Origin of the sequence: Enterobacter cloacae complex sp. SYL001, from assembly GCF_049237025.1 — a bacterium.
GTDB lineage: Bacteria > Pseudomonadota > Gammaproteobacteria > Enterobacterales > Enterobacteriaceae > Enterobacter > Enterobacter intestinihominis.
Map to the genome: position 1 here is coordinate 113,520 of NZ_JBMKJI010000004.1, position 26,737 is coordinate 140,256.

The window sequence follows — 26,737 nt, forward strand, 5'->3', positions numbered from 1 at the left end:
CCTTGCGATTCTGAAAAATTGCGCACGATACGGCTTAATTGTACACATTCAGTCAGCGATATCACCAATAACCTCAATCACTTCGTTTAACGCCTGTTGTGGTTTTTCACTGTCTAACCAGTGAACCCCCTCCCAACCGCGCAACCAGGTGATCTGGCGCTTCGCTAACTGTCTCGTGGCGCAAACACCTCGATAAACCATTTCATCGTATGAAATCTCGCCTTCAAGATACGACCACATCTGGCGGTATCCCACACAACGAATGGAAGGCATGTCCGTATGCAAATCTCCACGGGCAAAAAGCGCCCGCACTTCTGCTTCAAAATCTGAAGCCAACATCTGATGAAAACGCTGCTCAATTCGTTGATGGAGCAGTTCACGGCTCGCCGGGGCGATGGCGAACTGATGCACCTGATACGGCAGAGCGTCTCCTGACGTTTGCGTCAGTTCCGTTAAAGTTTTACCCGAAATGAAAAAAACTTCCAGTGCCCGGGAAAGCCTTTGCGGATCGTTTGGGTGGATCCGCGCTGCGGCAACCGGGTCAATCTCTTCCAGTTGCCTGTGCAAAACGTCCCACCCCTGCTCTGCCGCCTGCCGCTCAATCTTCGCTCTCACTTCCGGATCGGCCGATGGCAGAGGCGATAACCCCTCCAGCAGCGCCTTAAAGTAGAGCATAGTGCCGCCAACTAACAGCGGTATGCGTCCCGCGGCGGTAATCTCGGCCATCTCAGCTAAGGCGTCGCGGCGAAAATCTGCTGCGGAGTAAGCCTGTGCCGGGTCGAGAATATCCAGTAAACGGTGCGGTGCCGCACGCAGTTCGTCTGCGTTGGGCTTCGCCGTGCCGATGTCCATTCCTCGGTAAATGAGGGCTGAATCAACGCTAATCAACTCTACTGGCAAAACTTTACGTAACTCAATGGCTAACGCCGTTTTACCGGAGGCCGTTGGCCCCATTAAAAAAATCGCCTTTGGCAGGCTCGCCTTACTTACATCAGTCATGTTTCAGGGCGGTCATCGCCGTTTTTAAATCAACAGGTTGTAACAAACCACCTGGCGGCGCTTTCACCAGTTGTGGACAGAGGCGTTCCACCTCTGCCAGAACGGTAATCGCCTGCGCCATACTCCACGGCGAATGTTCGCTGGCCAGATGGCGGGCGATCCACTGCGCGGTATCGGCGGCATCAAACGTCGTTTGTTGCGCCAGGTAGCCTATCAGTTCAGGAATCAAGTTTTGTAAATTTTGTTGGCGTAAGGGTAAAGGCACTGCGCGAATTGTCACATGCTGCGCGTCCAGTACGATTTCAATCCCCATTTCGGCAAGAAGCGCCTGGGCACGCTGCAAAACCCCTGTTTCTTCATGGTTTATTTTCAACCGAACCGGGATCAGTAACGGCTGAGCACAGGCGGCGTTTTCCCCTGGCGTCAGTTGCGCCTGTTTAAGCCAGCGTTCCGCTACCGGCAACGCCAGCAGCATCAATTTCCCCTCGCGTTCAAGCAGTGCCATGTCCGGGGCGACAATCGTCAATACCCGGCCAAAACTCTGGCTATGTCCGTCAAGGGAAGACGGCGATATCTCAATATGTTCTTTCCGTTCCACGGCTGGGGTGTCCAGCAATTTACGGTACAACGCCCCTTGCTGCTTTTGATACCCCGGCTGGGCATTTGGGTAGTTGGCGCCCGTCGGGCGCGGTGCGCTTCCCGCTGACGAAAAACGCGGAGCCACTGGTTCGCGCGCGGCTGCGGGTTCAGCGAAATGGTTACGTCCGGCCGCCACGCGATTTTCTGGCAGCGATCGCGGTGCAGGAATGTCGTTTTCCAGCGGCAGCGTTGGCTCAGCCTGCTTCTGCAAAATGCTAACGACGCCCTGATAGATAAAATCATGCACCAGACGCGACTGGTGGAAACGCACCTCGTGCTTGGCGGGATGGACGTTCACATCCACCTGGTGCGGGTCGATCTCCAGATAAAGCACAAAGGCGGGCTGTTGATCGGCGCCGAGCTTATCTTCACAGGCCTGGCGAATGGCGTGGTTAATCAGACGGTCGCGCATCATTCGACCGTTGACGTAGCAGTACTGAATCTCAGCAAACGCGGCGCTACTGGCGTTCGGATCGGCAACCCAGCCGCGCAGGGCCAAATCGCCATGCTGCCACTCAATGGCCAGCGCTTTTTCCAGGAACGGCGTGCCGCAGATGGCGCCCAGCCGACGCTCCTTTTGCCCGCCTTCCGCCACTGCCCGGTACTGACGCATCACCTTACCGTTATGACTGAGGTTAAGAGTGACATCAAAGCGTGCCAGCGCGATGCGGCGGATGATCTCGTCGATATGTCCGAATTCGGTCTTCTCGGTTCGCATAAACTTGCGCCGGGCGGGCGTGTTATAGAAAAGATCCAGCACTTCAAGCGTGGTGCCTACCGGGTGCGCAGCTGGTTTAACCGTGACGTCCATCTCGCGCCCTTCGGCGTAGGCCTGCCAGGCTTCCTGCTGGTCGGCCGTGCGGGAAGTCAACGTTAAGCGGGAAACGGAGCTGATACTGGCCAGCGCTTCGCCGCGAAAACCCAGGCTGATAATCGCTTCCAGATCGTCAAGTGACGCAATTTTACTGGTGGCATGACGCGCCAGCGCCAGCGCCAGCTCGTCCTTTTTGATGCCACAGCCGTTATCACGAATGCGGATAAGCTTTGCGCCCCCGCGTTCAATATCGATATCAATGCGGGTCGCCCCTGCATCGAGGCTGTTTTCCACCAGCTCTTTCACCACCGATGCAGGGCGTTCCACCACCTCACCGGCGGCGATTTGGTTCGCGAGCTGCGGCGGTAGAACCTGAATCGGCATGAACTCTCCTTAATTAGTCGCGGTCATCTCACCCGGCAGCGCGGCGCTTGCCGTCTGGGCTGCCCCGCCCTGCGGCGCAGACTGAAGCGGATGCGCGTCAAAGTATTTACGCAGACCGTTATAAATCGCTTCAGCAATTTGCTGCTGATAGCTGTCGCTTCCCAGTAAACGCTCTTCACCGTGATTACTGATAAAACCCGTCTCTACCAGAATCGACGGAATATCCGGCGAACGCAGGACACCGAGGCTCGCATGTTCCGGACGACGCTTATGCAGCGATCCGACGCTTTGCAGCTGGTTGAGTACGTTAGTGGCGACATCATACCCGACGCGCTGAGAATGACCGAACTGTAAATCCAGTACCGCCTGGCTGAGATACGGATCGGCCTGGCTGTTTGCCAGCACATCGCCTGCCCCGCCTAACAGTTCAGACTGCTTCTCGTGCTCTTCAAGCCAGTTCGCCATTTCACTGTTGGCGCGACGGTTCGACAGCACCCATACCGACGCGCCGGTGGCGTTACGGTTCGGCGCAGCATCCGCGTGAATCGACACCAGGAAATTGGCGTTTTGCTTACGCGCCACATCCGAGCGTCCCATCACTGAAATAAAGTAATCTCCGTCGCGGGTCATGACCCCTTTAAACATCGGATCGTCATTCAGAAGCGCACGCAGCTTACGGGCAATGGCGATAGTGACGTTTTTCTCCCGCGTGCCGCCCGGGCCAATCGCGCCAGGATCTTGCCCGCCGTGTCCGGCGTCGATGGCGATAATCACTTTGTCGCCACTGACCGGCGTACGCCGCGCGCTGACCGCCGGACGCGTCACCGTGTTGCTGCTGGTCACGGCGGTAAGTCGGTCATTTTGTGATTTAAACGGATTACGGGCTGGCTCAGACGGCCTTGGGGTATAAACCGGCGCTTCTACGCGTTTTGCTACCACAGGTGCAGGCGGTGGCGGCGGCGGAACATCAGCATTAATGGTAAAAACCACCGTATAACTGGCGCCGTTTTGCTGCTTAACCGCCTTCGTTTTGCCCTTTTCGGTGAGATCGACCACCAGACGCAGAGACTGTGCATCCTTCGGCGTCCCCGAACGGATGCTTTTCACCAGATTGTTGCCGCTGAACTGGAGCGGCAGCCCATGGATCACCCCGGTCTGTTTAATATCGAGCGCCACGCTGCGGCTGTCGATTTGTGAGAAAGCATATTCAGGATCGCCCATAAAGCTGAACGTAATACGGGCCTGGCTATCGCCATTCGACACCTGAATATCCGAGAGGCTGGCCGCCCCGGCCTGCGCGCACAGCAGGACCGTGGCAGCCAGCACCCAACCTTTAACGCGATTAATCATCCCGTTATCCCTACGCTCAACCGGCTAAACGCGCCAGTAAGGAACAGCCTGATGAGGAAACCGCACTGATGCGCGCCTCACGCCCTTGTGCTTGGTAATCTAAGTGAATTTCGACATCCGGGTCAGGCAGCACACCCGCACCTTGTTGCGGCCACTCCACCAGGCAGATGGCGTCGTTGGCAAAGTAATCGCGGATCCCCATAAATTCCAGCTCCTCAGGATCCGCAAGACGATATAAATCAAAGTGGTACACCATGATATTTTCAAGCGTGTACGGTTCTACCAGCGTGTAGGTCGGGCTTTTTACGTTCCCGTTATGGCCTAACGCCTGCAAAAAGCCACGGCTGAAGGTTGTTTTACCCGCGCCTAAATCACCATACAGATAAATGACGGTCGCCCCCTGACAGGCCTGCGCCACGCGCTTGCCGAGATCTAAAGTGGCTTGTTCATCAGGTAAAGGAATCGCTCGATTAGTCATTTTCTACGTCAATCACATCCGGGTTAACAACACGCCGCAGCGTGCTAAAAAGATCGGTGGCCAGCATACCGCGCGTTCCGTAACGAGCAGCCAGCCTGTCAGCCGCCGCACCGTGGGCCACGCAGCCAGCACAGGCTGCATCATAAAGGGGAAGTTTCTGTCCGAGCAATGCGCCAATGATGCCAGAGAGCACATCACCCATGCCGCCGCTCGCCATGCCTGCATTACCGGCATCAACGATGCCCATCGCATCATCGCTGGCAATAACGGTCCCCGCCCCTTTCAAAACGACAACACCTCCGTAACGTTTTACCAGACGTTGGGCTGAAAGTAAGCGATCGCTTTCAATTTCTGCCACGCTACAGTTAAGCAGCCGTGCGGCTTCGCCGGGGTGTGGCGTCAGAATGCGATTGTGACGCTTATCCGGGTTTATTGCCAGAAGGTTAAGCGCGTCGGCATCCCAGAGCATCGGCTTACGAAAATTCTCGGCCTTTTGCAGGGCCTGTTTACCCCACTCCTGCTGACCCAAGCCCGGACCAATGACTACCACGTCCGCCCACTCAAGACCCTCTTCAATCGCCTGTGGGGCAAGCTCGTGGACCATCAGCTCCGGCCGCGCGGTAATAATCGGCGGAATGTTTTCGCTGCGGGTCAGCACGCGTACTAATCCGGCACCGCTGCGCAACGCGGCCTCTCCTGTCATGCGAATCGCACCTGCCGTGCCATGATCGCCACCGATAATCAGCAGCCGGCCATGATCACCCTTATGGGATGTGGGGCGGCGCGGAGGCAGCCACTGAGCAAGCAGGGAGGCATCAAAGCGGGTGATGTGGGTATCCTGTCCAGCCAGCCAGTTTTCCAGCCCCAGTGCGTTGTGATGTAACGTCCCCACGACATCCCGCGCTTTACCGGTAAGCAAACCCGGCTTCAGGGCGATAAAGGTCACGGTGTGCGCAGCCTCAATCGACACGCCCGGCGTCGCGCCGGTTTGCGCCATCAGGCCGGAGGGAATATCCAGCGCCACCACCGGGGCGGGGTGCGCATTAGTGTGGGTAATCAGCGCGGCGACGTCATCGCGAGGCGCGCGCATCAGCCCCGTCCCCAGCAGACCATCAACAATCACGTCGACATCCTCGGGCCAGACGATATCAGGCGCATGAATAATGCCCCCCGCATTCAGCCAGGCCTCTCTCGCCATGCCAGCCTCTTCCGGTAGCGGCTTGTCGCTCTCCAGCGCCAGCAGGGTAACGCGCAGCCCCGCCGCCACCGCAAGACGAGCCACCACATAGCCATCGCTACCGTTATTGCCGTGCCCGCACAGAATCAGGTAGTGCGAGGCATCCGGATAAGCCGTGCGCGCTACGTTAAACGCCGCCTCGCCCGCGCGCTGCATCAGTTCATAAAGGGTAACGCCCAGGCTATCTGCGGCCTCTTTTTCGGCCCGACGGAGGTCATCCGCATGCCAGATGGAATGTGGTATACTTGCGGGGTTTTTCTTCACAGTATGGTCCGTCATGTCACTGCCCCTCGATCTCAATGAATTAGCGCAAAAAATAAAACAGTGGGGTGCTGAACTGGGCTTCCAGAAGGTCGGTATTACCGATACCGACCTCTCTGCCAGCGAGCCTAAGCTACAGGCATGGCTGGATAAACAATACCACGGCGAGATGGAGTGGATGGCGCGTCACGGTATGATGCGTGCCCGCCCCCACGAGCTGTTGCCGGGTACGCTGCGCGTCATTAGCGTACGCATGAACTATCTGCCCGCTAACGCGGCCTTTGCGCGCACGCTAAAAAATCCTTCGCTGGGTTACGTCAGCCGATACGCGCTGGGACGTGATTACCATAAACTTCTGCGCAACCGTCTAAAAAAGCTCGGGGAAACCATTCAGCAGCACTGTGTTTCGCTGAATTTTAGACCCTTTGTCGATTCTGCGCCTATTCTTGAGCGCCCGATCGCCGAAAAAGCCGGGCTTGGCTGGACAGGTAAGCACTCACTTATCTTAAGCCGCGACGCGGGCTCATTCTTTTTCCTGGGTGAACTGTTGATTGATTTACCCCTGCCGGTAGACGGTCCGGTGGAAGAAGGGTGTGGCCGCTGCGTGGCCTGTATGACCATCTGCCCAACGGGCGCTATCGTTGAACCCTATACCGTTGATGCGCGCCGCTGTATCTCTTATCTCACCATCGAGCTGGAAGGTGCTATTCCAGAGGAATTTCGTCCGCTTATTGGCAACCGCATCTACGGCTGTGATGACTGCCAACTGATTTGTCCGTGGAACCGTTATTCACAGTTGACGGACGAAGAAGACTTCAGTCCCCGCAAGGCGTTACATGCCCCGCAGTTGATCGAACTGTTCGCCTGGAGCGAAGCCTGGTTCCTGAAGGTGACGGAAGGTTCCGCCATACGTCGTATCGGCCACCTGCGCTGGCTGCGTAATGTGGCTGTTGCGCTGGGTAATGCCCCATGGGATGAAGCCAATCTTCAGGCGCTTGAAAGCCGCAGAGGTGAGCACCCACTTCTTGATGAGCACATAGAATGGGCGATTGCGCAGCAAATTGAGAAGCGAAATGCCGGCGTGGTTGAAGTGCAGTTACCGAAGAAACAGCGCCTGGTCAGGGTGATTGAAAAAGGGCTGCCACGGGATGTGTGATATATTCACAGGCTGTGAATAAAAATAAGAATTCAGGCGCAATAAGGTTTAGCAAACAGGTCAAGTGATCTCAATAACATTTTGAAATCAAATTTTCTTCATAGATTACAGTTAATTACGAAGATATTATTCACCCTGCTAACATTTTGCACAACTGGGATTTATCACAGTTTCTGTGGATAACTCTGTTTACAAGAGTGTTTCAGATACAATAGAAAACGTCCCCAACGAAGCATTTCGCTGTGGATAATTTAGGAAAGAAGAAGAATTTGGAGCGGGAAACGAGACTCGAACTCGCGACCCCGACCTTGGCAAGGTCGTGCTCTACCAACTGAGCTATTCCCGCTTGGGTATTCTGGTGCTGTGCGTATCTTGCGATACTTTCAAATTTTGGAGCGGGAAACGAGACTCGAACTCGCGACCCCGACCTTGGCAAGGTCGTGCTCTACCAACTGAGCTATTCCCGCTTGGGTGTTCTGGTGCTGGCGTATCTTGCGATACTTTTCAAATTTTGGAGCGGGAAACGAGACTCGAACTCGCGACCCCGACCTTGGCAAGGTCGTGCTCTACCAACTGAGCTATTCCCGCAAATCTGTACTGCTTTTGTTGCTGTCGTAACGTGTATTTCTCTGTCGTTACGGGAGGCGCATTATACGAGAAATCCGTTTAGCTGCAACCCCCCTCAAAGCGATTTTTTTGAAATTCAGTTCAAGTGCTTATTTAATCGGCAAGCTGAACAATTTAGCGACAAAAACCCGGCCACGCAAGGCGCCGGATCGCAAAATTAAAGCTTAATAAAGTTTTCGCGATAGTACGCCAGCTCCGCAACAGACTCACGGATGTCATCCATTGCCTGGTGCGTCCCCTGCTTTGTGAAGCCGTCGAGAATTTCCGGTTTCCAGCGGCGGGCCAGCTCTTTTAAGGTGCTCACATCCAGATAGCGGTAGTGGAAGTAGGACTCCAGCTCCGGCATGTACTTAAACAGGAAACGACGATCCTGACCAATGCTGTTGCCACAGATAGGCGATTTTCCTGCCGGCACCCACTGCTTCAGAAACTCAAGCGTCGCCAGCTCCGCTTCGCGGTCGCCCAGAGTGCTGGCCTTCACGCGTTCCACCAGCCCGCTGCCAGTATGGGTACGCACGTTCCACTCATCCATCAGCGCAAGCTGGTCATCGGACTGGTGCACGGCAATCGTTGGGCCTTCCGCCAGAATATTGAGGTTGGCATCGGTGACCAGTGTGGCGATCTCAATAATGCGATCGCGCTCGGGATCCAGGCCGGTCATCTCCAGATCGATCCAAATCAGGTTGTTTTCGTCCGCGCTCATGTTATTTTCCACCCTTCTCGCTTAACCGGCAGTAGCAGGTTAACTAGTATTAATTAGAGTGTATCATAGAGGTTTTGCCCGCTATGGGCGACCAGGAGCCAGCGCGATTGAGTAAAAATAAACTCTCCAAAGGGCAGCAGCGCCGCGTGAATGCAAATCACCAGCGCCGTCTTAAAACCACTACGGAGAAGCCCGATTACGACGACAACCTGTTTGGCGAAGCGACGGAAGGCGTGGTGATTAGCCGCTTCGGTATGCATGCCGATGTCGAGTCTGCCGACGGGGACATCCACCGTTGCAATATCCGTCGCACCATCCGTTCCCTGGTGACCGGTGACCGCGTGGTCTGGCGTCCAGGCAAAGCGGCTGCGGAAGGGGTAACGGTTAAAGGTATCGTTGAAGCCGTGCATGAACGCACGTCGGTTCTGACCCGTCCTGATTTCTACGACGGCGTAAAGCCCATTGCCGCCAATATCAACCAGATCGTGATCGTTTCAGCGATTTTACCGGAACTTTCGCTCAACATTATTGACCGTTACCTGGTGGCCTGCGAAACGCTACAGGTTGAGCCGCTCATCGTGCTGAATAAAATCGATCTGCTGGATGACGAGGCCATGGCCTTTGTGAATGAGCAGATGGATATCTATCGCAATATTGGTTATCGCGTTTTGATGGTTTCCAGCCGCACCAAAGATGGCCTGAAGCCGTTAGAAGATGCTCTGACCGACCGCATCAGTATCTTTGCAGGGCAGTCTGGCGTGGGTAAATCGAGCCTGCTTAACAACCTGCTCGGCCTTCAGCAAGAAATCCTGACCAACGATGTGTCGGACGTCTCCGGGCTGGGCCAGCACACCACCACCGCCTCACGTCTCTATCACTTCCCGCACGGCGGCGATGTGATTGACTCCCCGGGTGTGCGTGAATTTGGTCTCTGGCATCTTGAGCCGGAACAAATCTTTAACGGATTTGTCGAATTCCATGACTATATAGGCGCTTGCAAATACCGCGACTGTAAACATGACAACGATCCGGGCTGCGCCATCCGCGAAGCGGTGGAGAACGGTGAAATAGCGGAAACCCGTTTCGAAAATTACCATCGTATTCTCGAAAGCATGGACCAGGTAAAAACGCGTAAAAACTTTTCTGATTCTGATAACTGACAACTAAGCTAAGCGTCGCTAAAATCGTCCCCTTTTTTCAGGTTCCGGCAGCGTACTGCCGGATCAGGAACGACAAAACAATGGCCTGGAGGCTACCTTGTTAAACTCATTTAAACTTTCGCTTCAATACATTCTGCCTAAACTGTGGCTCACTCGCCTGGCGGGCTGGGGCGCGAGCAAACGAGCGGGCTGGCTGACCAAACTGGTCATCGACCTGTTCGTGAAATACTACAAGGTCGACATGAAAGAAGCGCAGAAGCCGGATACGGCAAGCTACCGCACCTTCAACGAATTTTTTGTGCGTCCGCTGCGCGACGAAGTGCGCCCGCTGAATACCGACCCGAACGTGCTGGTGATGCCTGCTGACGGCGTGATCAGCCAGCTGGGTAAAATTGAAGACGACAAAATTTTGCAGGCGAAAGGCCATAACTACAGCCTGGAAGCGCTGCTGGCCGGTAACTACATAATGGCGGATCTGTTCCGCAACGGGACTTTCGCGACCACCTATCTCTCCCCACGCGACTACCACCGCGTTCATATGCCGTGTAACGGCATCCTGCGCGAGATGATCTACGTGCCGGGGGATCTGTTCTCTGTAAACCACCTGACGGCGCAAAACGTCCCTAACCTGTTTGCCCGTAACGAGCGCGTCATCTGCCTGTTTGATACTGAATTTGGCCCAATGGCGCAGATTCTGGTAGGTGCTACCATTGTGGGCAGCATCGAAACCGTCTGGGCGGGCACCATTACGCCGCCACGCGAAGGCGTGATCAAGCGCTGGACCTGGCCTGCCGGGGAAGAAGAAGGTTCTGTGGCCCTGCTGAAAGGTCAGGAGATGGGCCGCTTCAAGCTGGGCTCAACGGTAATCAACCTGTTCGCACCGGGCAAAGTTAACCTTGTCGACGAGCTGGAAAGCCTGTCCGTGACCAAACTCGGCCAGCCTCTGGCAGTATCGACGGAGGTCTTTGCAACGCCAGACGTTGCGCCAGCCCCGTTGCCGGAAGAAGAGATCAAAGCCGAGCACGATGCCAGCCCGCTGGTTGACGACAAAAAAGACGAAGGTTAACAACAGAAGGATCGCTGACGTGCGCCCGATTATCGTATTACTGATGGCCTGGTGCCTCAGCATGGGGGCGTACGCAGCGACGGCCCCCGACGCCAAACAGATAACCCAGGAGCTGGAGCAGGCAAAAGCGGCGAAACCCGCTCAGCCGGAGGCCGTTGAGTCGCTCCAGTCTGCACTGAACGCACTTGAGGAACGAAAGGGTTCTCTTGAGCGCGCCCAGCAATATCAGCAGGTTATCGACAACTTCCCCAAACTCTCTCAGACCCTGCGCTCGCAGTTAAACAGCCTGCGTGATGAACCACGCCAGGTACCCGCAGGGATGACGTCCGAGGCGCTGAATCAGGAGATCCTGCAAGTCAGCAGCCAGCTGCTGGAAAAAAGCCGTCTGGCACAGCAGGAGCAGGAACGGGCGCGTGAAATTGCCGACTCTCTCAGTCAGCTTCCACAGCAGCAAACCGATGCCCGCCGTCAGTTAAATGAGGTGGAACGCCGCATTGGGACGCAGACCGGCAACACCCCGCAGAATCAGGCCCAAAATCTTGGGCTACAGGCGGAATCCGCCAGACTTAAAGCACTGGTTGATGAACTGGAGCTGGCACAGCTTTCTGCTAACAACCGCCAGGAGCTGTCGCGGATGCGTTCGGAACTGGCGCAGAAGCAGAGCGAACAGCTGGATGCGTATCTCCAGGCGCTGAGAAATCAACTCAACAGCCAGCGTCAGCGTGAAGCTGAACGTGCGCTGGAAAGCACCGAGTTGTTGGCCGAAAACAGCGCTAACCTGCCCGACAGCATCGTCGCCCAGTTTAAGGTTAACCGCGAGCTTTCTGCCGCGCTGAATCAGCAGGCGCAGCGCATGGATTTGGTGGCCTCGCAGCAGCGTCAGGCCACTAATCAAACCCTCCAGGTTCGTCAGGCTCTCAACACGCTGCGTGAACAGTCCCAGTGGCTTGGCTCATCTAACCTGTTGGGCGAAGCGTTACGCGCACAGGTGGCTCGTCTGCCAGAGATGCCAAAACCGCAGCAGCTTGATACGGAGATGGCGCAGCTGCGCGTTCAGCGTCTTCATTATGAAGACCTTCTTAATAAGCAGCCGCAAATCCGCCAGATCCGTCAGGCTGACGGACAGCCGCTCACCGGCGAGCAAAGCCGTATTCTGGAAGCGCAGCTGCGCACCCAACGCGAACTGCTCAATTCCCTGTTGCAGGGGGGCGATACGCTGATCCTCGAGCTCACCAAGCTGAAAGTCTCAAACAGCCAGCTGGAGGACGCGCTGAAAGAGGTCAACGAAGCCACGCACCGTTACCTGTTCTGGACATCCGACGTGCGGCCGATGACCTTCGCCTGGCCGATTGAGATCGTGCAGGATCTGCGCCGCCTCATTTCGCTGGACACCTTCAGCCAGCTGGGTCTCGCCAGCGTGATGATGCTCACCAGTAAGGAGACCATCTTCCCGCTGCTGGGGGCACTGATTCTGGTGGGTTTCAGTATTTATTCCCGTCGCCACTTCACCCGTTTCCTTGAGCGCTCCAGCGCCCGGGTGGGGAAAGTGACACAGGATCACTTCTGGCTGACGCTGCGTACAGTGTTCTGGTCAATTCTGGTCGCGTCTCCGCTGCCGGTGCTGTGGATGACGCTCGGATACGGCCTGCGTGAAGCCTGGCCCTATCCGCTTGCCGTCGCAATTGGCGATGGCGTGACCGCCACCGTTCCGCTGCTGTGGGTGGTGATGATTTGCGCCACGTTTGCGCGGCCAAATGGTCTGTTCATCGCTCACTTTGGCTGGCCGCGTAATCGCGTGGCGCGGGCGATGCGCTATTACCTGATGAGCATCGGGCTGATTGTGCCGCTAATTATGGCGCTGATCATGTTCGATAATCTCAATGACCGGGAGTTCTCCGGCTCGCTGGGACGGCTGTGCTTTATGCTGATCTGCGGGGCATTAGCGGTAGTGACGCTCAGCCTGAAGCGCGCCGGGATCCCGCTTTATCTCGACAAGTCCGGCAGTGGCGATAACATGTTTAACCGTCTGCTGTGGAACCTGCTGCTTAGCGCGCCGCTGGCGGCAATGCTGGCGGCGGCTGTCGGTTATCTCGCCACATCGCAGGCGCTGCTCGCACGACTGGAAACGTCAGTAGCTATCTGGTTCCTGCTGCTGGTGGTCTACCATGTTATTCGCCGCGGCATGCTGATCCAGCGTCGTCGTCTGGCGTTTGACCGTGCCAAACATCGTCGCGCAGAAATACTGGCTCAGCGCGCGCGGGGTGAGGAAGAGCCGAACCACGTCAACAGCACCGAAGGGACTTCAGACGCCGATGACGTCGAACTGGATCTCGATGCGATCAGTACCCAGTCCCTGCGGCTGGTACGCTCAATTCTGATGCTGGTTGCCCTGCTGTCGGTGATCTTCCTGTGGTCGGAAATCCACTCTGCGTTTGGCTTCCTGGAGAACATCTCTTTGTGGGATGTGACGTCGACGGTGCAGGGGGTCGAAAGCCTGGAGCCCATCACCTTAGGGGCCGTGCTGATTGCGATTCTGGTACTCATTATCACCACGCAGCTGATCCGTAACTTCCCTGCCCTGCTGGAGCTGGCGCTGTTGCAGCATCTGGATTTAACCCCCGGCACAGGCTATGCGATCACCACCATTACCAAGTATTTAATCATGCTGTTTGGTGGGCTGGTTGGCTTCTCGATGATTGGTATCGAATGGTCAAAACTGCAATGGCTGGTTGCCGCCCTGACCGTAGGCCTGGGCTTTGGTTTACAGGAGATCTTTGCCAACTTCGTCTCGGGTCTGATCATTCTGTTTGAAAAGCCGATTCGAATTGGCGATACGGTGACCATCCGCGATCTGACCGGCAGCGTCACCAGGATCAACACCCGCGCCACCACCATCAGCGACTGGGACCGTAAAGAGATCATCGTCCCGAACAAAGCGTTTATCACCGAGCAGTTTATCAACTGGTCGCTGTCTGACTCCGTCACGCGTGTGGTGCTGACCGTACCCGCTCCGTCGGATGCCAACAGCGAAGAGGTGACGCAGATCCTGTATACAGCTGCTGAACGCTGTTCGCTGGTAATCGACAACCCGCCGCCGGAAGTCTTCCTGGTTGATTTGCAGCAGGGGATCCAGATTTTCGAGCTGCGTATCTACGCCGCCGAGATGGGACACCGTATGCCGCTGCGCCATGAGATCCACCAGCTGATCCTGGCTGGCTTCCGCGAGCACGGAATTGATATGCCGTTCCCACCTTTCCAGATGCGTCTGGAAACGCTGGACGGACGTAAGACAGGAAGAACGTTGACGTCTGCGGCGCGTTCGCGCCCGGCGGGAAGTTTATAATCCATTTCCCCCTCCCTTCCGGGAGGGGTTTTTTCATCCGCTATGCCACTTCTGCCACGCAGGTCATCATGCGGCGGCGGTAGTTCTCATAAATCCCCATTGCCAGCAGCGAGAAGAAGATCGGTCCGCCAACCATCCACAGCGTGCTGCTCCAGTCATTTGCCTCAACCACGGGCTGAATGACGGTAAAGATGTTGGCGAACGCGACGACCAGCACCACAACAGTGGTCGCCAGCAGCGTCGCCACGCGGGTTTTGAAGATCACGAACGGTCGCTCCAGATCCCGCTTCGCCTTAAAGAACGGGAACGCCAGCGCCAGGAATAGGTACGGAAGCGTCATCGATACGTTTGCCATCAGGGTCAGCTTGTTATAGAACGCCGACGCGGTATCGCCGCCAAAGGACACCAGCAGAATGAACACGCACACCAGCAGGCACTGCATCCACATCGCGTTGGCAGGCATACCGGCAGCGTTCAGCTGCGTCATACGTGCGGGCCACAGCGCCTTTGGCGTCCCCTGAATAATCGCTTTCAGCGGCGAGTAGATCAGCGTGAAGAACGCGCCAGTATAGGCGAGGAACATCGACAAACCGGTAATCCGCGCAAACCAGATCCCCGGGGTGGCCGACGTTTCCGGCACGAGATCCATGGCGTTGCCCAGCGTCACCCCCAGGCTTTTCATCAACACGTAGGTAATGTTGCCGAGGTTGGTGGTGTTATTGCTCAGTACCTGCTGCCAGTTGGTGCTGACGCCCCAGAGGAAAATCGCCAGCGAGTAGCCAATGGAAATGACGATGGCGGCAAAGATAATGCCTTTGGCAAAGTTCTTTTCCGGGTTTTCGGTTTTATCGACCAGCCCGCCCACGGCTTCAATTCCACCGTAAGCAAAGATGGCAAACACCACGAAGGAGAGCATGGCCAGCCCGGACTGGTAACCCGGATTAGGCGATGAAACGAAGTTGACTTCCTGTGCGAAATGCCCGCCGTTCAGGCACAGAATAGCGATACTGACCAGCAGCAGCACCAGGTTCAGGCACATCACGGAAATTCCGCCAACGGCAGTGATACGGGCAATTTTGTTGATGCCTTTCGAGGCCACCCGCGTGACAACCACCATCCAGCACACCGCCAGAATACCGACCACCTGTGTGGAACTCAGCCCCGCCAGAGACCAGACCTGCGTTTTATCCGCACCGAAGAGAAACGTTGAGAACGGCACCCAGACCTTGGCCGCCGTACTGACCATCCAGACGACATAGGATGAAAACCACATGAACGTACCGATAAACGCATAACGCGGACCGACGCTGTTGTTCATCCACGAATAGATGCCGCCTTCTTCTTTCCTGTACGCCGACCCCATCTCCGCCATCATTAGCGCAAACGGAATAAAGAAGAACAGCGCGGAAACGATATAAAACGGCGTCGCGCTGTAGCCCATCAGATAAAACGCGGACGGGCTATTGGCAAAGCCAAAAACTGACGTAAAAATCATCAGGATGAGCCCGGTAAGGGTCATTTTTTTGAGTGAGTGAGACATATAACCATCCGAAACGGAATTAAACTGCGCGGATGGTAGCAGATGACCAGACAAATATTGTGGCTATACGAGTCAAATTAAGAAAAAGACCCGTGCATAGAGAAGATAGTAGTTTTTAATGTGGCAGAGTTAAATGACCAAGTAGGCCGGGTAAGCGACAGCGCCACCCGGCAATCCTTTATGCGCGATCGACCGTAAAGGCAATCACATCGCCCAGTTGTTCTGCGCCCAGCGCCAGCATGACCAGGCGATCCACACCCAGCGCCACGCCGGAGCAGTCCGGCAGACCGGCTTTAAGCGCTTCCAGCAGGTTGGTGTCAATCGGCTGCTGCGGCAGACCGCGCGCGTTGCGCTTGCGGTTATCCTGCTCGAAACGCTGTTGCTGTTCGCGCGCGTCGGTCAGCTCATGGAAACCGTTCGCCAGCTCGATGCCTTTAAAGTACACCTCAAAGCGCTCCGCCACGCGGTGATCTTCGGTGCTGATCTGCGCCAGTGAAGCCTGGCTGGCCGGGAAGTGATAGACAAACGTCGGACGATCTTTGCCAATCTGCGGTTCAACACCAAAGGTGAACAGCAGTTGCAGCAGCGTGTCGCGATCCTCTTCGTTATCTGCCACGTTGCTCAGATCCAGTTTTGCCGCCACTTCACGCAGCTGTGTTTTATCAGCCGACAGCGGATCAATTTCCAGATGACGCTGGAAGGCCTGCTGATAGGAGAGCGTTTCAGCTTCCGCGCAATCCAGCACCTGTTGGAGCAGATCGTCGACTTCGTTCATCAGACGATACATGTCGTAGTGCGGGCGGTACCACTCCAGCATAGTGAATTCCGGATTATGGTGTCGGCCCATCTCTTCATTACGGAAGCTACGGCACAGCTGATAGACCGGACCACACCCGGCCGCCAGCAGACGCTTCATATGGTATTCCGGGCTGGTCATCAGATACAGATTCATGCCCTGAGAGTGGCCTGGGCCAACAAAACGGGTTTCAAACGGGACCAGATGAATATCCGTGACCGTCGCCTGACTCATGCACGGCGTTTCCACCTCCAGGACACCGCGATCCGCAAAGAAGCGGCGGATCTCCGCCATAATTGCTGCGCGCTTTAGCAGGTTTGGAATGGATGCGCTCGGCTGCCAGGTGGCCGTTTCGCTCATGAGTTATTTCTCCGTTTTCAGACAAGGGCACGAAGTCTACTCGCAAGCCGGGGCAGAGACAAATTTTGCACAGTAAAAGCCCCTTTTCATTGCACAGAGAAATACTGTGACGTCATTCATTAATCACGATGATAAATCACCGCACAGAACAGCAAAAAAATCGAACACGTCAAATTTCCCTCACTTCTACGCGGTTATACTGTTTTACCCATAAAGGAGCAGTGGAATCGCTTCCGCAATCGTCCGTTCGGGCAGGTGAACGTCCTTTAGCTCATCACGTTGCGGGAAAACAAAAATCTGGAGGAATGTCGTGCAAACTTTTCAAGCCGATCTTGCCGTAATAGGCGCTGGCGGGGCTGGATTACGCGCTGCAATTGCTGCGGCACAAGCCAATCCGAACGCCAAAATCGCATTGATTTCAAAAGTCTATCCGATGCGCAGCCACACGGTAGCCGCAGAAGGAGGATCCGCCGCCGTCGCGCAGGATCATGACAGCTTCGAATACCATTTCCACGACACGGTTGCAGGGGGCGACTGGCTTTGCGAACAGGATGTCGTTGATTACTTCGTGCACCATTGCCCAACGGAAATGACCCAGCTGGAACAGTGGGGATGTCCATGGAGCCGCCGTCCGGACGGGAGCGTCAACGTCCGCCGCTTCGGTGGCATGAAGATCGAACGCACCTGGTTTGCTGCCGATAAGACCGGCTTCCACATGCTGCACACCCTGTTCCAGACCTCCCTCCAGTTCCCACAAATCCAGCGCTTTGACGAACATTTCGTTCTCGACATTCTGGTCGACGACGGTCATGCGCACGGACTGGTAGCAATGAACATGATGGAAGGCACGCTCGTCCAGATCCGCGCTAAGGCGGTGGTGATGGCAACGGGCGGTGCGGGCCGCGTATACCGCTACAACACCAACGGCGGCATCGTCACCGGTGACGGTATGGGCATGGCGCTCAGCCACGGCGTCCCGCTGCGTGATATGGAGTTCGTCCAGTATCACCCAACCGGCCTGCCGGGCTCCGGTATTCTGATGACGGAAGGCTGCCGCGGCGAAGGCGGTATTCTGGTCAACAAAAACGGCTATCGCTATTTGCAGGATTACGGCATGGGTCCGGAAACCCCGCTTGGCGAGCCGAAAAACAAATACATGGAACTCGGCCCACGCGACAAAGTCTCTCAGGCTTTCTGGCACGAGTGGCGCAAAGGCAACACCATCTCAACGCCGCGCGGCGACGTGGTACATCTCGACCTGCGTCATCTCGGCGAGAAGAAACTGCTGGAGCGTCTGCCGTTTATCTGCGAGCTGGCGAAAGCCTATGTGGGCGTCGACCCGGTGAAAGAGCCGATCCCGGTGCGTCCAACCGCGCACTACACCATGGGCGGTATCGAAACCGACCAGCAGTGCGAAACCCGCATCAAAGGGCTGTTTGCGGTGGGTGAGTGTTCCTCCGTCGGTCTGCACGGCGCAAACCGTCTGGGCTCGAACTCGCTGGCTGAGCTGGTGGTCTTTGGTCGCATGGCGGGCGAACGCGCGATGGAGCGTGCCGCAACGGCAGGTGAAGCTAACAGCGCGGCGCTGGATGCGCAGGTTGCAGACATCGAAAAACGCCTGAAAGGCCTGGTGAACCAGGAAGGTAACGAAAACTGGTCGAAGATCCGCGACGAAATGGGGCTGTCGATGGAAGAAGGCTGCGGGATCTACCGTACGCCAGAGCTGATGCAGAAAACCGTCGACAAGCTGGCAGAACTCCAGGAACGCTTCAAGCGCGTGCGCATCACCGACACCTCCAGCGTCTTCAATACCGACCTGCTCTATACCATTGAACTGGGCCACGGCCTGAACGTCGCAGAGTGTATGGCCCATTCTGCCCTGGCGCGTAAAGAGTCCCGCGGCGCGCACCAGCGTCTGGATGAGGGCTGCACCGAACGTGACGACGTCAATTTCCTTAAACATACTCTCGCCTGGCGCGATGCGGATGGTACCACCCGTCTGGACTACAGCGACGTGAAAATCACTACGCTGCCACCGGCGAAACGCGTGTACGGTGCAGAAGCAGAAGCCGCCGATAAGAAGGAGAAGGCGAATGGCTGAGATGCAAAAACTGAAAGTTGAAGTGGTGCGCTACAACCCGGAAGTGGACGCCGCGCCGCACAGCGCTTTCTATGAAGTCCCTTACGACGAGCAAACCTCCCTGCTGGATGCGCTCGGCTATATCAAAGATAACCTGGCCCCGGACCTGAGCTACCGCTGGTCCTGCCGCATGGCAATCTGCGGCTCCTGCGGCATGATGGTCAACAAAGTGCCGAAGCTGGCGTGTAAAACTTTCCTGCGTGATTACACCAAGGGCATCAAGGTTGAAGCGCTGGGCAACTTCCCGATTGAGCGCGATCTGGTGGTCGACATGACCCACTTTATCGAAAGCCTCGAAGCGATTAAGCCGTACATCATCGGCAACCCGCGCACGCCGGATCAGGGGCCAAACACCCAGACGCCCGCGCAGATGGCGAAATACCATCAGTTTTCCGGCTGCATCAACTGCGGCCTGTGCTACGCCGCCTGTCCACAGTTTGGCCTGAACCCTGAGTTTATCGGCCCGGCCGCCATTACCCTGGCGCACCGCTATAACGAGGACAGCCGCGACCACGGCAAAAAAGAACGTATGGCACAGCTTAACGGCCAGAACGGGGTCTGGACCTGCACGTTTGTCGGTTACTGCTCCGAAGTCTGTCCGAAGCATGTCGACCCGGCCGCTGCTATTCAGCAGGGAAAAGTGGAAAGTTCGAAAGACTTTCTTATCGCTACCCTGAAACCACGCTAAGGAGTGCATGATGACGACTAAACGCAAAGCCTACGTGCGACCAATGCCGTCCACCTGGTGGAAAAAACTGCCGTTTTATCGCTTCTATATGCTGCGTGAAGGCACGGCTGTTCCCGCGGTCTGGTTCAGCCTCGAACTGATGTACGGGGTGTATGCCCTCAAGCACGGCCCGGAAGCCTGGGCCAGTTTTGTGGGTTTCCTGCAAAACCCAATCATCGTAGTTCTGAATCTGATTGTGCTCGCAGCCGCGCTACTGCATACCAAAACCTGGTTTGAACTGGCGCCAAAAGCAGCGAACATCATTGTAAAAGGCGAAAAAATGGGGCCAGAGCCGGTTATTAAAGGGCTCTGGGCAGTGACGGCCGTTGTCTCTGTGGTCATTCTGTTTGTCGCACTGTTCTGGTAAGGAGACTACTGTGATCAATCCAAATCCAAAACGTTCAGATGAGCCGGTCTTCTGGGGGCTGTTTGGCGCAGGCGGCATGTGGAGCGCCATTATTGCCCCGGTCATTATCCTGCTGGTCGGTATTATGCTGCCGCTGGGGCTGTTTCCGGGCGATGCGCTGAGCTATGAGCGCGTACTGGCCTTTGCGAGCAGCTTTATTGGCCGGGTGTTCATCTTCCTGATGATCGTCCTGCCGCTGTGGTGTGGTCTGCACCGTATCCACCATGCGATGCACGATCTGAAAATCCATGTGCCAAGCGGTAAATGGGTCTTCTACGGCCTGGCAACCATTCTGACGGTCGTCACGTTGATTGCCGTGGTCACCATCTGACTGAACAGGCCCGCCATCCGGCGGGCTTTTTACTTTTCATTTTCTCCACCAGCCACCGGGAAAATTCGCGCATGGCAGGCGTTTCTGCCCGGGACTGCAATCGGGTAAGCCAGTAACTGCCGAGCTCAATCTGCGTTGCAAAGGGCTGCACAATGCGCTCGCTGGCTAACAGATGGGTAAACATATCGACAGGCGCAATGGCAATACCTACCCCTGCCTGAGCGGCCTCCAGCATGGTCACGGACGAATCAAATACCATCACACGGTGCGTTGGCGAAGGGGGGTGCTCGCCGGCCGCCTGCATCCACGCGGTCCACTCGTCGCGTCGGTAGGAGCGCAGCAGCGTAAACCTGAGGATGTCGGCCGGACAGTGCAGACTGGTGGCGATATCGGGCGTACACAGCGGCGCGAGCGGCGCATGACAAAGAAATTCAGCCTCGGTGCCATGCCACGCCCCGCCACCGTAGCGGATCGTATAGTCAAGCCCTTCGGCAGCCGGATCAACGCGGTTGTTATGGGTGGAAAGCTGAAGATCGATGTGCGGATAGCCACGGCGAAAATCGTCCAGCTGTGAGAATAAAACCCCGATGGCAAACGTACCCACTACGCCGATTTTCAGCTTCTCCTGCGCACGATGGTTAGCGAAGCGATCCAGCATTCCGGCTATACGATCGAACGAATCATTCAGTACCGGCAGTAAGTTTTCTCCCTCGGTAGTCAACATCAGCCCGCGCGACACGCGAACGAACAGCTGACAGTTCAGGTGCTGCTCCAGCGTTTTCACATGCTGGCTAATGGCTGAATGGGTCACGTTCAGCTCAATGGCCGCATGCGTAAAGCTGAGATGTCTCGCGGCGGCTTCAAAGGCTCGAAGCGAATTGAGGGGGAGATAGCTTCGCGTCATGGTCTCTTCCGTTAGAAAAATTAACAGCTAATGCTAAATTTAACCGTTTGTCAGGCACAGTCAAATCCAACAGACTACGCCTGTCTGACGGGCCCGGACATCCCCTTGACTCGCTATTACGGAAGATTACTGATGATGAAAAAATCTCTTTGCTGCGCCCTGCTGCTCGGCATCTCTTGCTCTGCTCTCGCCGCGCCAGTGTCAGAAAAACAGCTGGCGGAGGTGGTCGCGAATACGGTTACCCCGCTGATGAAAGCCCAGTCGATTCCAGGCATGGCGGTGGCCGTTATTTATCAGGGTAAACCGCACTATTACACGTTTGGCAAAGCCGATACCGCGGCCAGCAAACCCGTTACGCCTCAGACTCTGTTCGAGCTGGGTTCTATAAGTAAAACCTTCACCGGGGTTTTAGGTGGGGATGCCATTGCTCGCGGTGAAATTTCGCTGGACGATCCGGTGACCAGATACTGGCCACAGCTAACGGGCAAGCAGTGGCAGGGGATTCGTATGCTGGATCTCGCAACCTACACCGCTGGCGGCCTGCCGCTACAGGTACCGGATGAGGTCACGGATAATGCCGCCCTGCTGCGCTTTTATCAAAACTGGCAGCCGCAGTGGAAGCCTGGCACAACGCGTCTTTACGCCAACGCCAGTATCGGTCTTTTTGGCGCGCTGGCGGTCAAACCTTCCGGCATGGGCTATGACCAGGCCATGACGACGCGGGTCCTTAAGCCGCTCAAGCTGGACCATACCTGGATTAACGTTCCGAAAGCGGAAGAGGCGCATTACGCCTGGGGCTATCGTGACGGTAAAGCGGTGCGCGTTTCGCCGGGAATGCTGGATGCACAAGCCTATGGCGTGAAAACCAACGTGCAGGATATGGCGAACTGGGTCATGGCAAACATGGCGCCGGAGAAGGTTGCTGATGCCTCACTTAAGCAGGGCATCGCGCTGGCGCAGTCGCGCTACTGGCGTATCGGGTCAATGTATCAGGGTCTGGGCTGGGAGATGCTCAACTGGCCCGTGGAGGCCAACACGGTGATCGAGGGCAGCGACAGTAAGGTGGCGCTGGCACCGCTTCCCGTGGCAGAAGTGAATCCACCGGCTCCCCCGGTCAAAGCGTCCTGGGTCCATAAAACGGGCTCTACTGGCGGGTTTGGCAGCTACGTGGCCTTTATTCCTGAAAAGCAGATCGGTATTGTGATGCTCGCGAATAAAAGCTATCCGAACCCGGCACGCGTTGAGGCGGCATACCATATCCTCGACGCGCTACAGTAAAACATTGCGGGTGGCGCTGCGCTTACCCGGCCTACACAACGCATGAACTTTGTAGGCCGGGTAAGGCGAAGCCGCCACCCGGCAAAACACCCTGCACAATCTCCCGCATTTTCCCTGCTGTCATCTACACTTAACAAAAAACAGTAAGGAAACTCCTATGCGCATTCTGCCTGTTATTGCCGCAGTAACAGCCGCGTTTTTAGTGGTTGCTTGCAGTTCCCCTACTCCTCCGCCTGGCGTCACGGTAGTCAGTAATTTCGACGCACAGCGCTTCCTCGGCACCTGGTATGAAATCGCCCGACTGGACCATCAGTTCGAACGGGGCTTAGAAAAAGTCACGGTCAGCTACAGCGCGATGGATAACGGCGGGATCCGGGTCATTAACCGCGGCTATAACCCGGATCGCCAGATGTGGCAGCAGTCAGTTGGTCAGGCCTATTTCACCGGCGCATCTAACCGCGCGGCCATGAAAGCCTCTTTCATCGGCCCATACTACGGCGGGTATAACGTCATTGCGCTGGACAGAGAGTACCGCCACGCGCTGGTCTGTGGGCCGGATCGCAACTATCTGTGGCTCCTCTCACGCACGCCAACGATCTCGGCGGAAATGAAACAGCAGATGCTGGACATAGCGACTCGGCAAGGGTTTGATGTGACGAAGTTAATTTGGGTAAAACAGCCGCATTAGTGCGTACTGAGTTTTAACCCGATGATACCCGCGACAATCAACGCGAGGCTGGCGATGCGCGCCAGACTCGCAGACTCCCCCAGCAGCAGAATGCCGGTAATGGCAGCCCCTACCGCGCCAATTCCCGTCCAGACAGCGTAAGCTGTGCCGACCGGTAAGGTTCGCATCGCCCATGAAAGCATGACGATACTGACAATCATTGCGGCGATAGTGATGACGCTGGGCGTCAGGCGGGTAAAACCGTGGGTGTATTTCAGACCAATTGCCCATACCACTTCGAGCAAACCAGCAATAACAAGAACGATCCAGGACATTTCAGGCTCCTTAACTTAAAGACAAGTTGGGGCCGTCCCCGATGAGTGAAGCGCTTACGGGTCGTCCCGCAAGGCAGAAGTTGCGCCTTATATTTTGGTTAGCGTGGAATTTTTTTCAAACTTTTTCTGCTGAACACCTTAAAGCAAGAAATAGCCTCAGTAAGGCACGTAGTTCAGGCATTTATGACTCATCCGACTTCTCTATGATGATAGGCTTTCTGATGGCAGGAAGCCAAACCACTAGCCGACTGCGAAAATTTTATGTTCAAAATTCTTTTGATTGACCGTTGTCACTTCACCCGCGCGGGATTTGAAGCCTGGGTCAATCATTCAGACCTGTTTTCGGGTCATTTCGTCGTAACCGGGGTAAATAATCTTTTCCTCGCCAGAGAGCATATCCTGCAATGGAAACCTGCGCTGGTCATCGCTGATTTATCTGGCTTCCGGCAGGATTTACACCATTTTCAGCAGCTTTCCTCCCTGCTAATTGCCAGCGAAACACTGCCTTTTATTATGCTTCAATCAGGGCAGGAGCAGGAGATGACTGATTATCTGGCGCAGTTCCCGATATGGTCTTCGCTCTCCAAAAATACCGATCTGGAAGCACTGGCGGCGGTGATAAACGATGCGCTAACGTCATGCGCGAGCGCGGAGCTACCGAAAATGGCGGCACCGTTGCTGACGCGTCAGGAAGAAAGAGTTCTGACCTTGTGGATGGATGGTGCGAGCAACCAGAAAATTGCCAGCAATCTTCGCATTAACGGAAAAACGGTATACACGTACAAACGCAATATCCGCATGAAGCTGCATATGGATACGCGCTACTCGCCGTTTTTATCGCTACAGGAAGTGGAGAATTGACGGTACGGTGTAATAACTTGCCGTACCGTCGCTTACATTAGTTCTGAGCTTTAGTTGCTGCGCCAGAAATCGCGCTACCACCGTCGGAGATATCTTCCCCTACGCCACGGGTGGTGTTACATGCAGTCAGTACCGAAGAAAGCACCAGAACAGAAAAGATCGCTGCAATTGTTTTCTTAACCATAATATCTTCCTTTTATAGCCAAAGTTATTTTGTGTATAGCAACTTAAGAATAGACAAAATCTTGCCATTTGACGGAAAAGGAAGAATTTTTAGGAAAATTAGACGGAATTAGCTGGCCGCATGGGAAATGATATGGCCGAGATCCTGGATATCTTCACCCACGCCACGCGCGGTGTTGCAGCCGGAGAGAATTGCGCTGGAGAGCGCTAACAGAAGCAGAATTTTAACGGTACGTTTCATCTTCCCTGCCTGCAAAATCAGGCGCAGCGGGCGCTGCGCCTTTAATCATGACGTAAATTACTTCACGCGGGATACGTATTCGCCGGAGCGGGTATCCACTTTGATCACTTCACCGATCTGTACGAACAGTGGCACTTTCACCACAGCGCCGGTAGACAGGGTGGCAGGCTTGCCGCCAGTACCTGCGGTATCACCTTTCAGACCTGGATCGGTTTCAACGATTTCCAGCTCAACGAAGTTCGGCGGCGTAACCGCGATAGGCTGACCGTTCCACAGGGTCACGATGCACTCAGCCTGATCCAGCAGCCACTTGGCGTTGTCGCCAATCGCTTTCGCGTCCGCAGACAGCTGCTCGAAGGTTTCGTTGTTCATGAAGTGCCAGAACTCACCGTCGTTGTACAGGTAAGTCAGGTTCATATCGACAACATCAGCGCCTTCAGCGGAGTCAGTAGATTTGAAGGTTTTCTCAACACGGGTACCGGTCAGCAGGCGGCGCAGCTTAACGCGCGCAAATGCCTGGCCTTTACCTGGTTTAACGAATTCGCTGGCTTCAACCGCGTACGGTTCGCCGTCCATCATGATTTTAAGACCAGCACGAAAATCGTTGCTATAGTACGTTGCCATAAGGCCCTCTAAATTTGTTAACTGGTAGCTAAGCCACAAAATGGCGCATATTGTAACCCTAAACACCCCGTCCAGAGAAGATTGGTTATCGCAACTTGCCGATGTAATCACCAGTCCTGATGAATTGCTGCGTCTTTTAGACCTCGAACAGCACGAAGCGTTGCGTGCAGGCCGTGAGGCGAAGCGCCTTTTCGCCCTGCGCGTTCCCCGCGCGTTTGTTGCCCGAATGGAAAAGGGTAACCCTGATGATCCATTATTAAAACAAACGCTGACCTCTCAGGATGAGTTTATTACCGCCCCCGGATACAGCACCGATCCGCTGGAAGAGCAGAACAGTGTTGTACCGGGTTTACTGCATAAATACCGCAATCGTGCCCTGCTGCTGGTTAAGGGCGGGTGCGCGGTAAATTGCCGCTATTGCTTCCGTCGCCACTTCCCGTACGCCGAAAATCAGGGTAATAAGCGCAACTGGCAGGTGGCGCTGGACTACATCGCAGCGCATCCGGAACTGGATGAAATCATCTTTTCCGGCGGCGACCCGCTGATGGCAAAAGATCATGAGCTGGACTGGCTGCTGACTCAACTTGAGACCATCCCGCACATTAAGCGTCTGCGCATTCACAGCCGTTTACCGATCGTCATCCCGGCGCGTATCACCGACGCCCTGGTCACGCGCCTGGAGCAGTCCCGTTTACAGGTGCTGCTGGTAAACCATATCAACCATGCAAATGAAATTGACGCGGACTTTCGTGCGGCGATGACGCGTATGCGAATGGCAGGCGTGACGCTGCTCAACCAGAGCGTATTACTGCGCGGCGTGAACGACAGCGCCCACGTGTTGGCCGATCTCAGCAATGCCTTATTTGATGCGGGCGTAATGCCCTATTACCTGCATGTTCTGGATCGCGTCCAGGGCGCGGCGCACTTCATGGTGACGGATGAAGAGGCCCGGAAGATTATGCGCGAGCTGTTAACGCTGGTTTCAGGTTATATGGTGCCGAAGCTGGCACGTGAGATTGGCGGAGAGCCGAGTAAGACGCCGCTGGATTTGCAGCTGCGGCAGCAGTAAAAAAAGCAGGTGGCGCTACGCTTACCTGCCTACAGGTAAAGCGGCAGCGCCATCAAAA

General features: G+C 55.6%; 25 protein-coding genes and 3 tRNA genes. 12 read left to right on the plus strand and 16 right to left on the minus strand.

The window, feature by feature from the left end:
• Positions 1 to 48: 48 nt before the first annotated feature.
• From miaA to nnr, 5 genes are read right to left on the minus strand one after another with little or no spacing between them, the layout of a single operon-like run.
• Positions 49 to 999: a tRNA (adenosine(37)-N6)-dimethylallyltransferase MiaA gene (miaA, locus tag ACOTZP_RS06680; RefSeq protein WP_023299133.1), complete on the minus strand. Its 951-nt coding sequence runs from the start codon at positions 997 to 999 to the stop codon at positions 49 to 51.
• A complete protein-coding gene (gene mutL / locus ACOTZP_RS06685; protein WP_271075069.1) occupies positions 992 to 2,836 on the minus strand; it encodes a DNA mismatch repair endonuclease MutL in 1,845 nt (614 codons plus the stop codon). Before mutL ends, miaA begins: the two co-directional genes overlap by 8 nt.
• Positions 2,837 to 2,845: 9 nt before the next feature.
• Entirely contained in the window at positions 2,846 to 4,186 is a 1,341-nt protein-coding gene (amiB, locus tag ACOTZP_RS06690) for an N-acetylmuramoyl-L-alanine amidase AmiB (protein WP_271075070.1), read from the minus strand.
• Positions 4,187 to 4,202: 16 nt separating this feature from the next.
• The gene (tsaE, locus tag ACOTZP_RS06695) at positions 4,203 to 4,664 is read right to left on the minus strand and encodes a tRNA (adenosine(37)-N6)-threonylcarbamoyltransferase complex ATPase subunit type 1 TsaE (RefSeq protein ID WP_003855970.1); all 462 of its coding nucleotides are present in this window, start codon (positions 4,662 to 4,664) and stop codon (positions 4,203 to 4,205) included.
• A complete protein-coding gene (gene nnr, locus ACOTZP_RS06700; protein WP_271075071.1) occupies positions 4,657 to 6,180 on the minus strand; it encodes a bifunctional ADP-dependent NAD(P)H-hydrate dehydratase/NAD(P)H-hydrate epimerase in 1,524 nt (507 codons plus the stop codon). The genes tsaE and nnr overlap by 8 nt, the downstream gene beginning before the upstream one ends.
• On the opposite strand from nnr, the gene queG reads away from it, so the two are divergent.
• Positions 6,179 to 7,318, plus strand: coding sequence for a tRNA epoxyqueuosine(34) reductase QueG (gene queG, locus ACOTZP_RS06705; protein ID WP_271075072.1), 1,140 nt, complete (start codon positions 6,179 to 6,181; stop codon positions 7,316 to 7,318). The genes nnr and queG overlap by 2 nt on opposite strands.
• A gap of 270 nt (positions 7,319 to 7,588) precedes the next feature.
• Here the strand turns inward: queG and ACOTZP_RS06710 are convergent.
• The 4 genes from ACOTZP_RS06710 to orn form a co-directional block, all read right to left on the minus strand.
• Positions 7,589 to 7,664 (minus strand) — tRNA-Gly (locus ACOTZP_RS06710).
• A 45-nt stretch (positions 7,665 to 7,709) separates the two neighbouring features.
• Positions 7,710 to 7,785: transfer RNA gene (locus ACOTZP_RS06715), tRNA-Gly, on the minus strand.
• Between the two features lie 45 nt (positions 7,786 to 7,830).
• Positions 7,831 to 7,906 (minus strand) — tRNA-Gly (locus tag ACOTZP_RS06720).
• Positions 7,907 to 8,102: 196 nt separating this feature from the next.
• Positions 8,103 to 8,648, minus strand: coding sequence for an oligoribonuclease (orn, locus tag ACOTZP_RS06725; RefSeq protein WP_003855965.1), 546 nt, complete (start codon positions 8,646 to 8,648; stop codon positions 8,103 to 8,105).
• A 107-nt stretch (positions 8,649 to 8,755) separates the two neighbouring features.
• Here orn and rsgA point away from each other — a divergent pair, with 107 nt between their 5' ends.
• The 3 genes from rsgA to mscM all read left to right on the plus strand — a co-directional run bounded on the left by rsgA (position 8,756) and on the right by mscM (position 14,217).
• Complete coding sequence (rsgA, locus tag ACOTZP_RS06730) at positions 8,756 to 9,808, plus strand: small ribosomal subunit biogenesis GTPase RsgA (RefSeq protein ID WP_072202591.1); 1,053 nt, start codon at positions 8,756 to 8,758, stop codon at positions 9,806 to 9,808.
• A 97-nt stretch (positions 9,809 to 9,905) separates the two neighbouring features.
• A complete protein-coding gene (gene asd / locus ACOTZP_RS06735; protein ID WP_022646813.1) occupies positions 9,906 to 10,874 on the plus strand; it encodes an archaetidylserine decarboxylase in 969 nt (322 codons plus the stop codon).
• A 19-nt stretch (positions 10,875 to 10,893) separates the two neighbouring features.
• On the plus strand, positions 10,894 to 14,217 hold the full coding sequence (gene mscM / locus ACOTZP_RS06740; protein ID WP_022646812.1) for a miniconductance mechanosensitive channel MscM: 3,324 nt from the start codon (positions 10,894 to 10,896) through the stop codon (positions 14,215 to 14,217).
• A 40-nt stretch (positions 14,218 to 14,257) separates the two neighbouring features.
• On the opposite strand, the gene yjeM is transcribed toward mscM, so the two are convergent.
• Together yjeM and epmA are read right to left on the minus strand one after the other, a co-directional pair.
• Complete coding sequence (yjeM, locus tag ACOTZP_RS06745; protein ID WP_421633680.1) at positions 14,258 to 15,757, minus strand: glutamate/gamma-aminobutyrate family transporter YjeM; 1,500 nt, start codon at positions 15,755 to 15,757, stop codon at positions 14,258 to 14,260.
• A 178-nt stretch (positions 15,758 to 15,935) separates the two neighbouring features.
• Positions 15,936 to 16,913 carry an elongation factor P--(R)-beta-lysine ligase gene (gene epmA / locus ACOTZP_RS06750; protein WP_003855960.1) on the minus strand — a complete coding sequence of 326 codons (978 nt, stop codon included), beginning with the start codon at positions 16,911 to 16,913 and terminating at the stop codon, positions 15,936 to 15,938.
• A 310-nt stretch (positions 16,914 to 17,223) separates the two neighbouring features.
• On the opposite strand from epmA, the gene frdA reads away from it, so the two are divergent.
• The 4 genes from frdA to frdD are packed head-to-tail and all read left to right on the plus strand — an operon-like array spanning position 17,224 to position 20,517.
• Positions 17,224 to 19,014 (plus strand): fumarate reductase (quinol) flavoprotein subunit, encoded by a 1,791-nt coding sequence (gene frdA, locus ACOTZP_RS06755; RefSeq protein WP_023305293.1) that lies wholly within the window; start codon positions 17,224 to 17,226, stop codon positions 19,012 to 19,014.
• A complete protein-coding gene (locus ACOTZP_RS06760) occupies positions 19,007 to 19,741 on the plus strand; it encodes a succinate dehydrogenase/fumarate reductase iron-sulfur subunit (RefSeq protein WP_022646809.1) in 735 nt (244 codons plus the stop codon). The genes frdA and ACOTZP_RS06760 overlap by 8 nt, the downstream gene beginning before the upstream one ends.
• Positions 19,742 to 19,751: 10 nt before the next feature.
• Complete coding sequence (frdC, locus tag ACOTZP_RS06765) at positions 19,752 to 20,147, plus strand: fumarate reductase subunit FrdC (RefSeq protein ID WP_003855953.1); 396 nt, start codon at positions 19,752 to 19,754, stop codon at positions 20,145 to 20,147.
• A 10-nt stretch (positions 20,148 to 20,157) separates the two neighbouring features.
• The gene (frdD, locus tag ACOTZP_RS06770; RefSeq protein ID WP_000609653.1) at positions 20,158 to 20,517 is read left to right on the plus strand and encodes a fumarate reductase subunit FrdD; all 360 of its coding nucleotides are present in this window, start codon (positions 20,158 to 20,160) and stop codon (positions 20,515 to 20,517) included.
• Here frdD and ampR read toward each other — a convergent pair.
• Positions 20,507 to 21,421: a LysR family transcriptional regulator AmpR gene (gene ampR / locus ACOTZP_RS06775; protein ID WP_271075252.1), complete on the minus strand. Its 915-nt coding sequence runs from the start codon at positions 21,419 to 21,421 to the stop codon at positions 20,507 to 20,509. The two genes, frdD and ampR, sit on opposite strands and share 11 nt — an antisense overlap.
• A gap of 132 nt (positions 21,422 to 21,553) precedes the next feature.
• Here ampR and blaACT point away from each other — a divergent pair, with 132 nt between their 5' ends.
• Together blaACT and ACOTZP_RS06785 are read left to right on the plus strand one after the other, a co-directional pair.
• Entirely contained in the window at positions 21,554 to 22,699 is a 1,146-nt protein-coding gene (gene blaACT, locus ACOTZP_RS06780) for an ACT family cephalosporin-hydrolyzing class C beta-lactamase (RefSeq protein ID WP_271075253.1), read from the plus strand.
• A 157-nt stretch (positions 22,700 to 22,856) separates the two neighbouring features.
• Complete coding sequence (locus ACOTZP_RS06785; RefSeq protein WP_022646806.1) at positions 22,857 to 23,387, plus strand: lipocalin family protein; 531 nt, start codon at positions 22,857 to 22,859, stop codon at positions 23,385 to 23,387.
• Here ACOTZP_RS06785 and sugE read toward each other — a convergent pair.
• The gene (gene sugE / locus ACOTZP_RS06790) at positions 23,384 to 23,701 is read right to left on the minus strand and encodes a quaternary ammonium compound efflux SMR transporter SugE (protein WP_015572453.1); all 318 of its coding nucleotides are present in this window, start codon (positions 23,699 to 23,701) and stop codon (positions 23,384 to 23,386) included. The two genes, ACOTZP_RS06785 and sugE, sit on opposite strands and share 4 nt — an antisense overlap.
• A 261-nt stretch (positions 23,702 to 23,962) precedes the next feature.
• On the opposite strand from sugE, the gene ACOTZP_RS06795 reads away from it, so the two are divergent.
• On the plus strand, positions 23,963 to 24,562 hold the full coding sequence (locus ACOTZP_RS06795; RefSeq protein ID WP_023299123.1) for a helix-turn-helix transcriptional regulator: 600 nt from the start codon (positions 23,963 to 23,965) through the stop codon (positions 24,560 to 24,562).
• Between the two features lie 37 nt (positions 24,563 to 24,599).
• Here the strand turns inward: ACOTZP_RS06795 and ecnB are convergent, their stop codons facing one another.
• The 3 genes from ecnB to efp form a co-directional block, all read right to left on the minus strand.
• On the minus strand, positions 24,600 to 24,746 hold the full coding sequence (ecnB, locus tag ACOTZP_RS06800; protein WP_006178941.1) for a lipoprotein toxin entericidin B: 147 nt from the start codon (positions 24,744 to 24,746) through the stop codon (positions 24,600 to 24,602).
• Positions 24,747 to 24,854: 108 nt separating this feature from the next.
• Positions 24,855 to 24,986: an entericidin A/B family lipoprotein gene (locus ACOTZP_RS06805; protein WP_006810410.1), complete on the minus strand. Its 132-nt coding sequence runs from the start codon at positions 24,984 to 24,986 to the stop codon at positions 24,855 to 24,857.
• Positions 24,987 to 25,043: 57 nt separating this feature from the next.
• Positions 25,044 to 25,610, minus strand: a complete 567-nt coding sequence (efp, locus tag ACOTZP_RS06810; protein WP_003855940.1) for an elongation factor P — start codon at positions 25,608 to 25,610, stop codon at positions 25,044 to 25,046.
• A 40-nt stretch (positions 25,611 to 25,650) separates the two neighbouring features.
• On the opposite strand from efp, the gene epmB reads away from it, so the two are divergent.
• Positions 25,651 to 26,679 (plus strand): EF-P beta-lysylation protein EpmB, encoded by a 1,029-nt coding sequence (epmB, locus tag ACOTZP_RS06815; RefSeq protein ID WP_022646803.1) that lies wholly within the window; start codon positions 25,651 to 25,653, stop codon positions 26,677 to 26,679.
• The last annotated feature ends 58 nt before the right edge of the window (positions 26,680 to 26,737 follow it).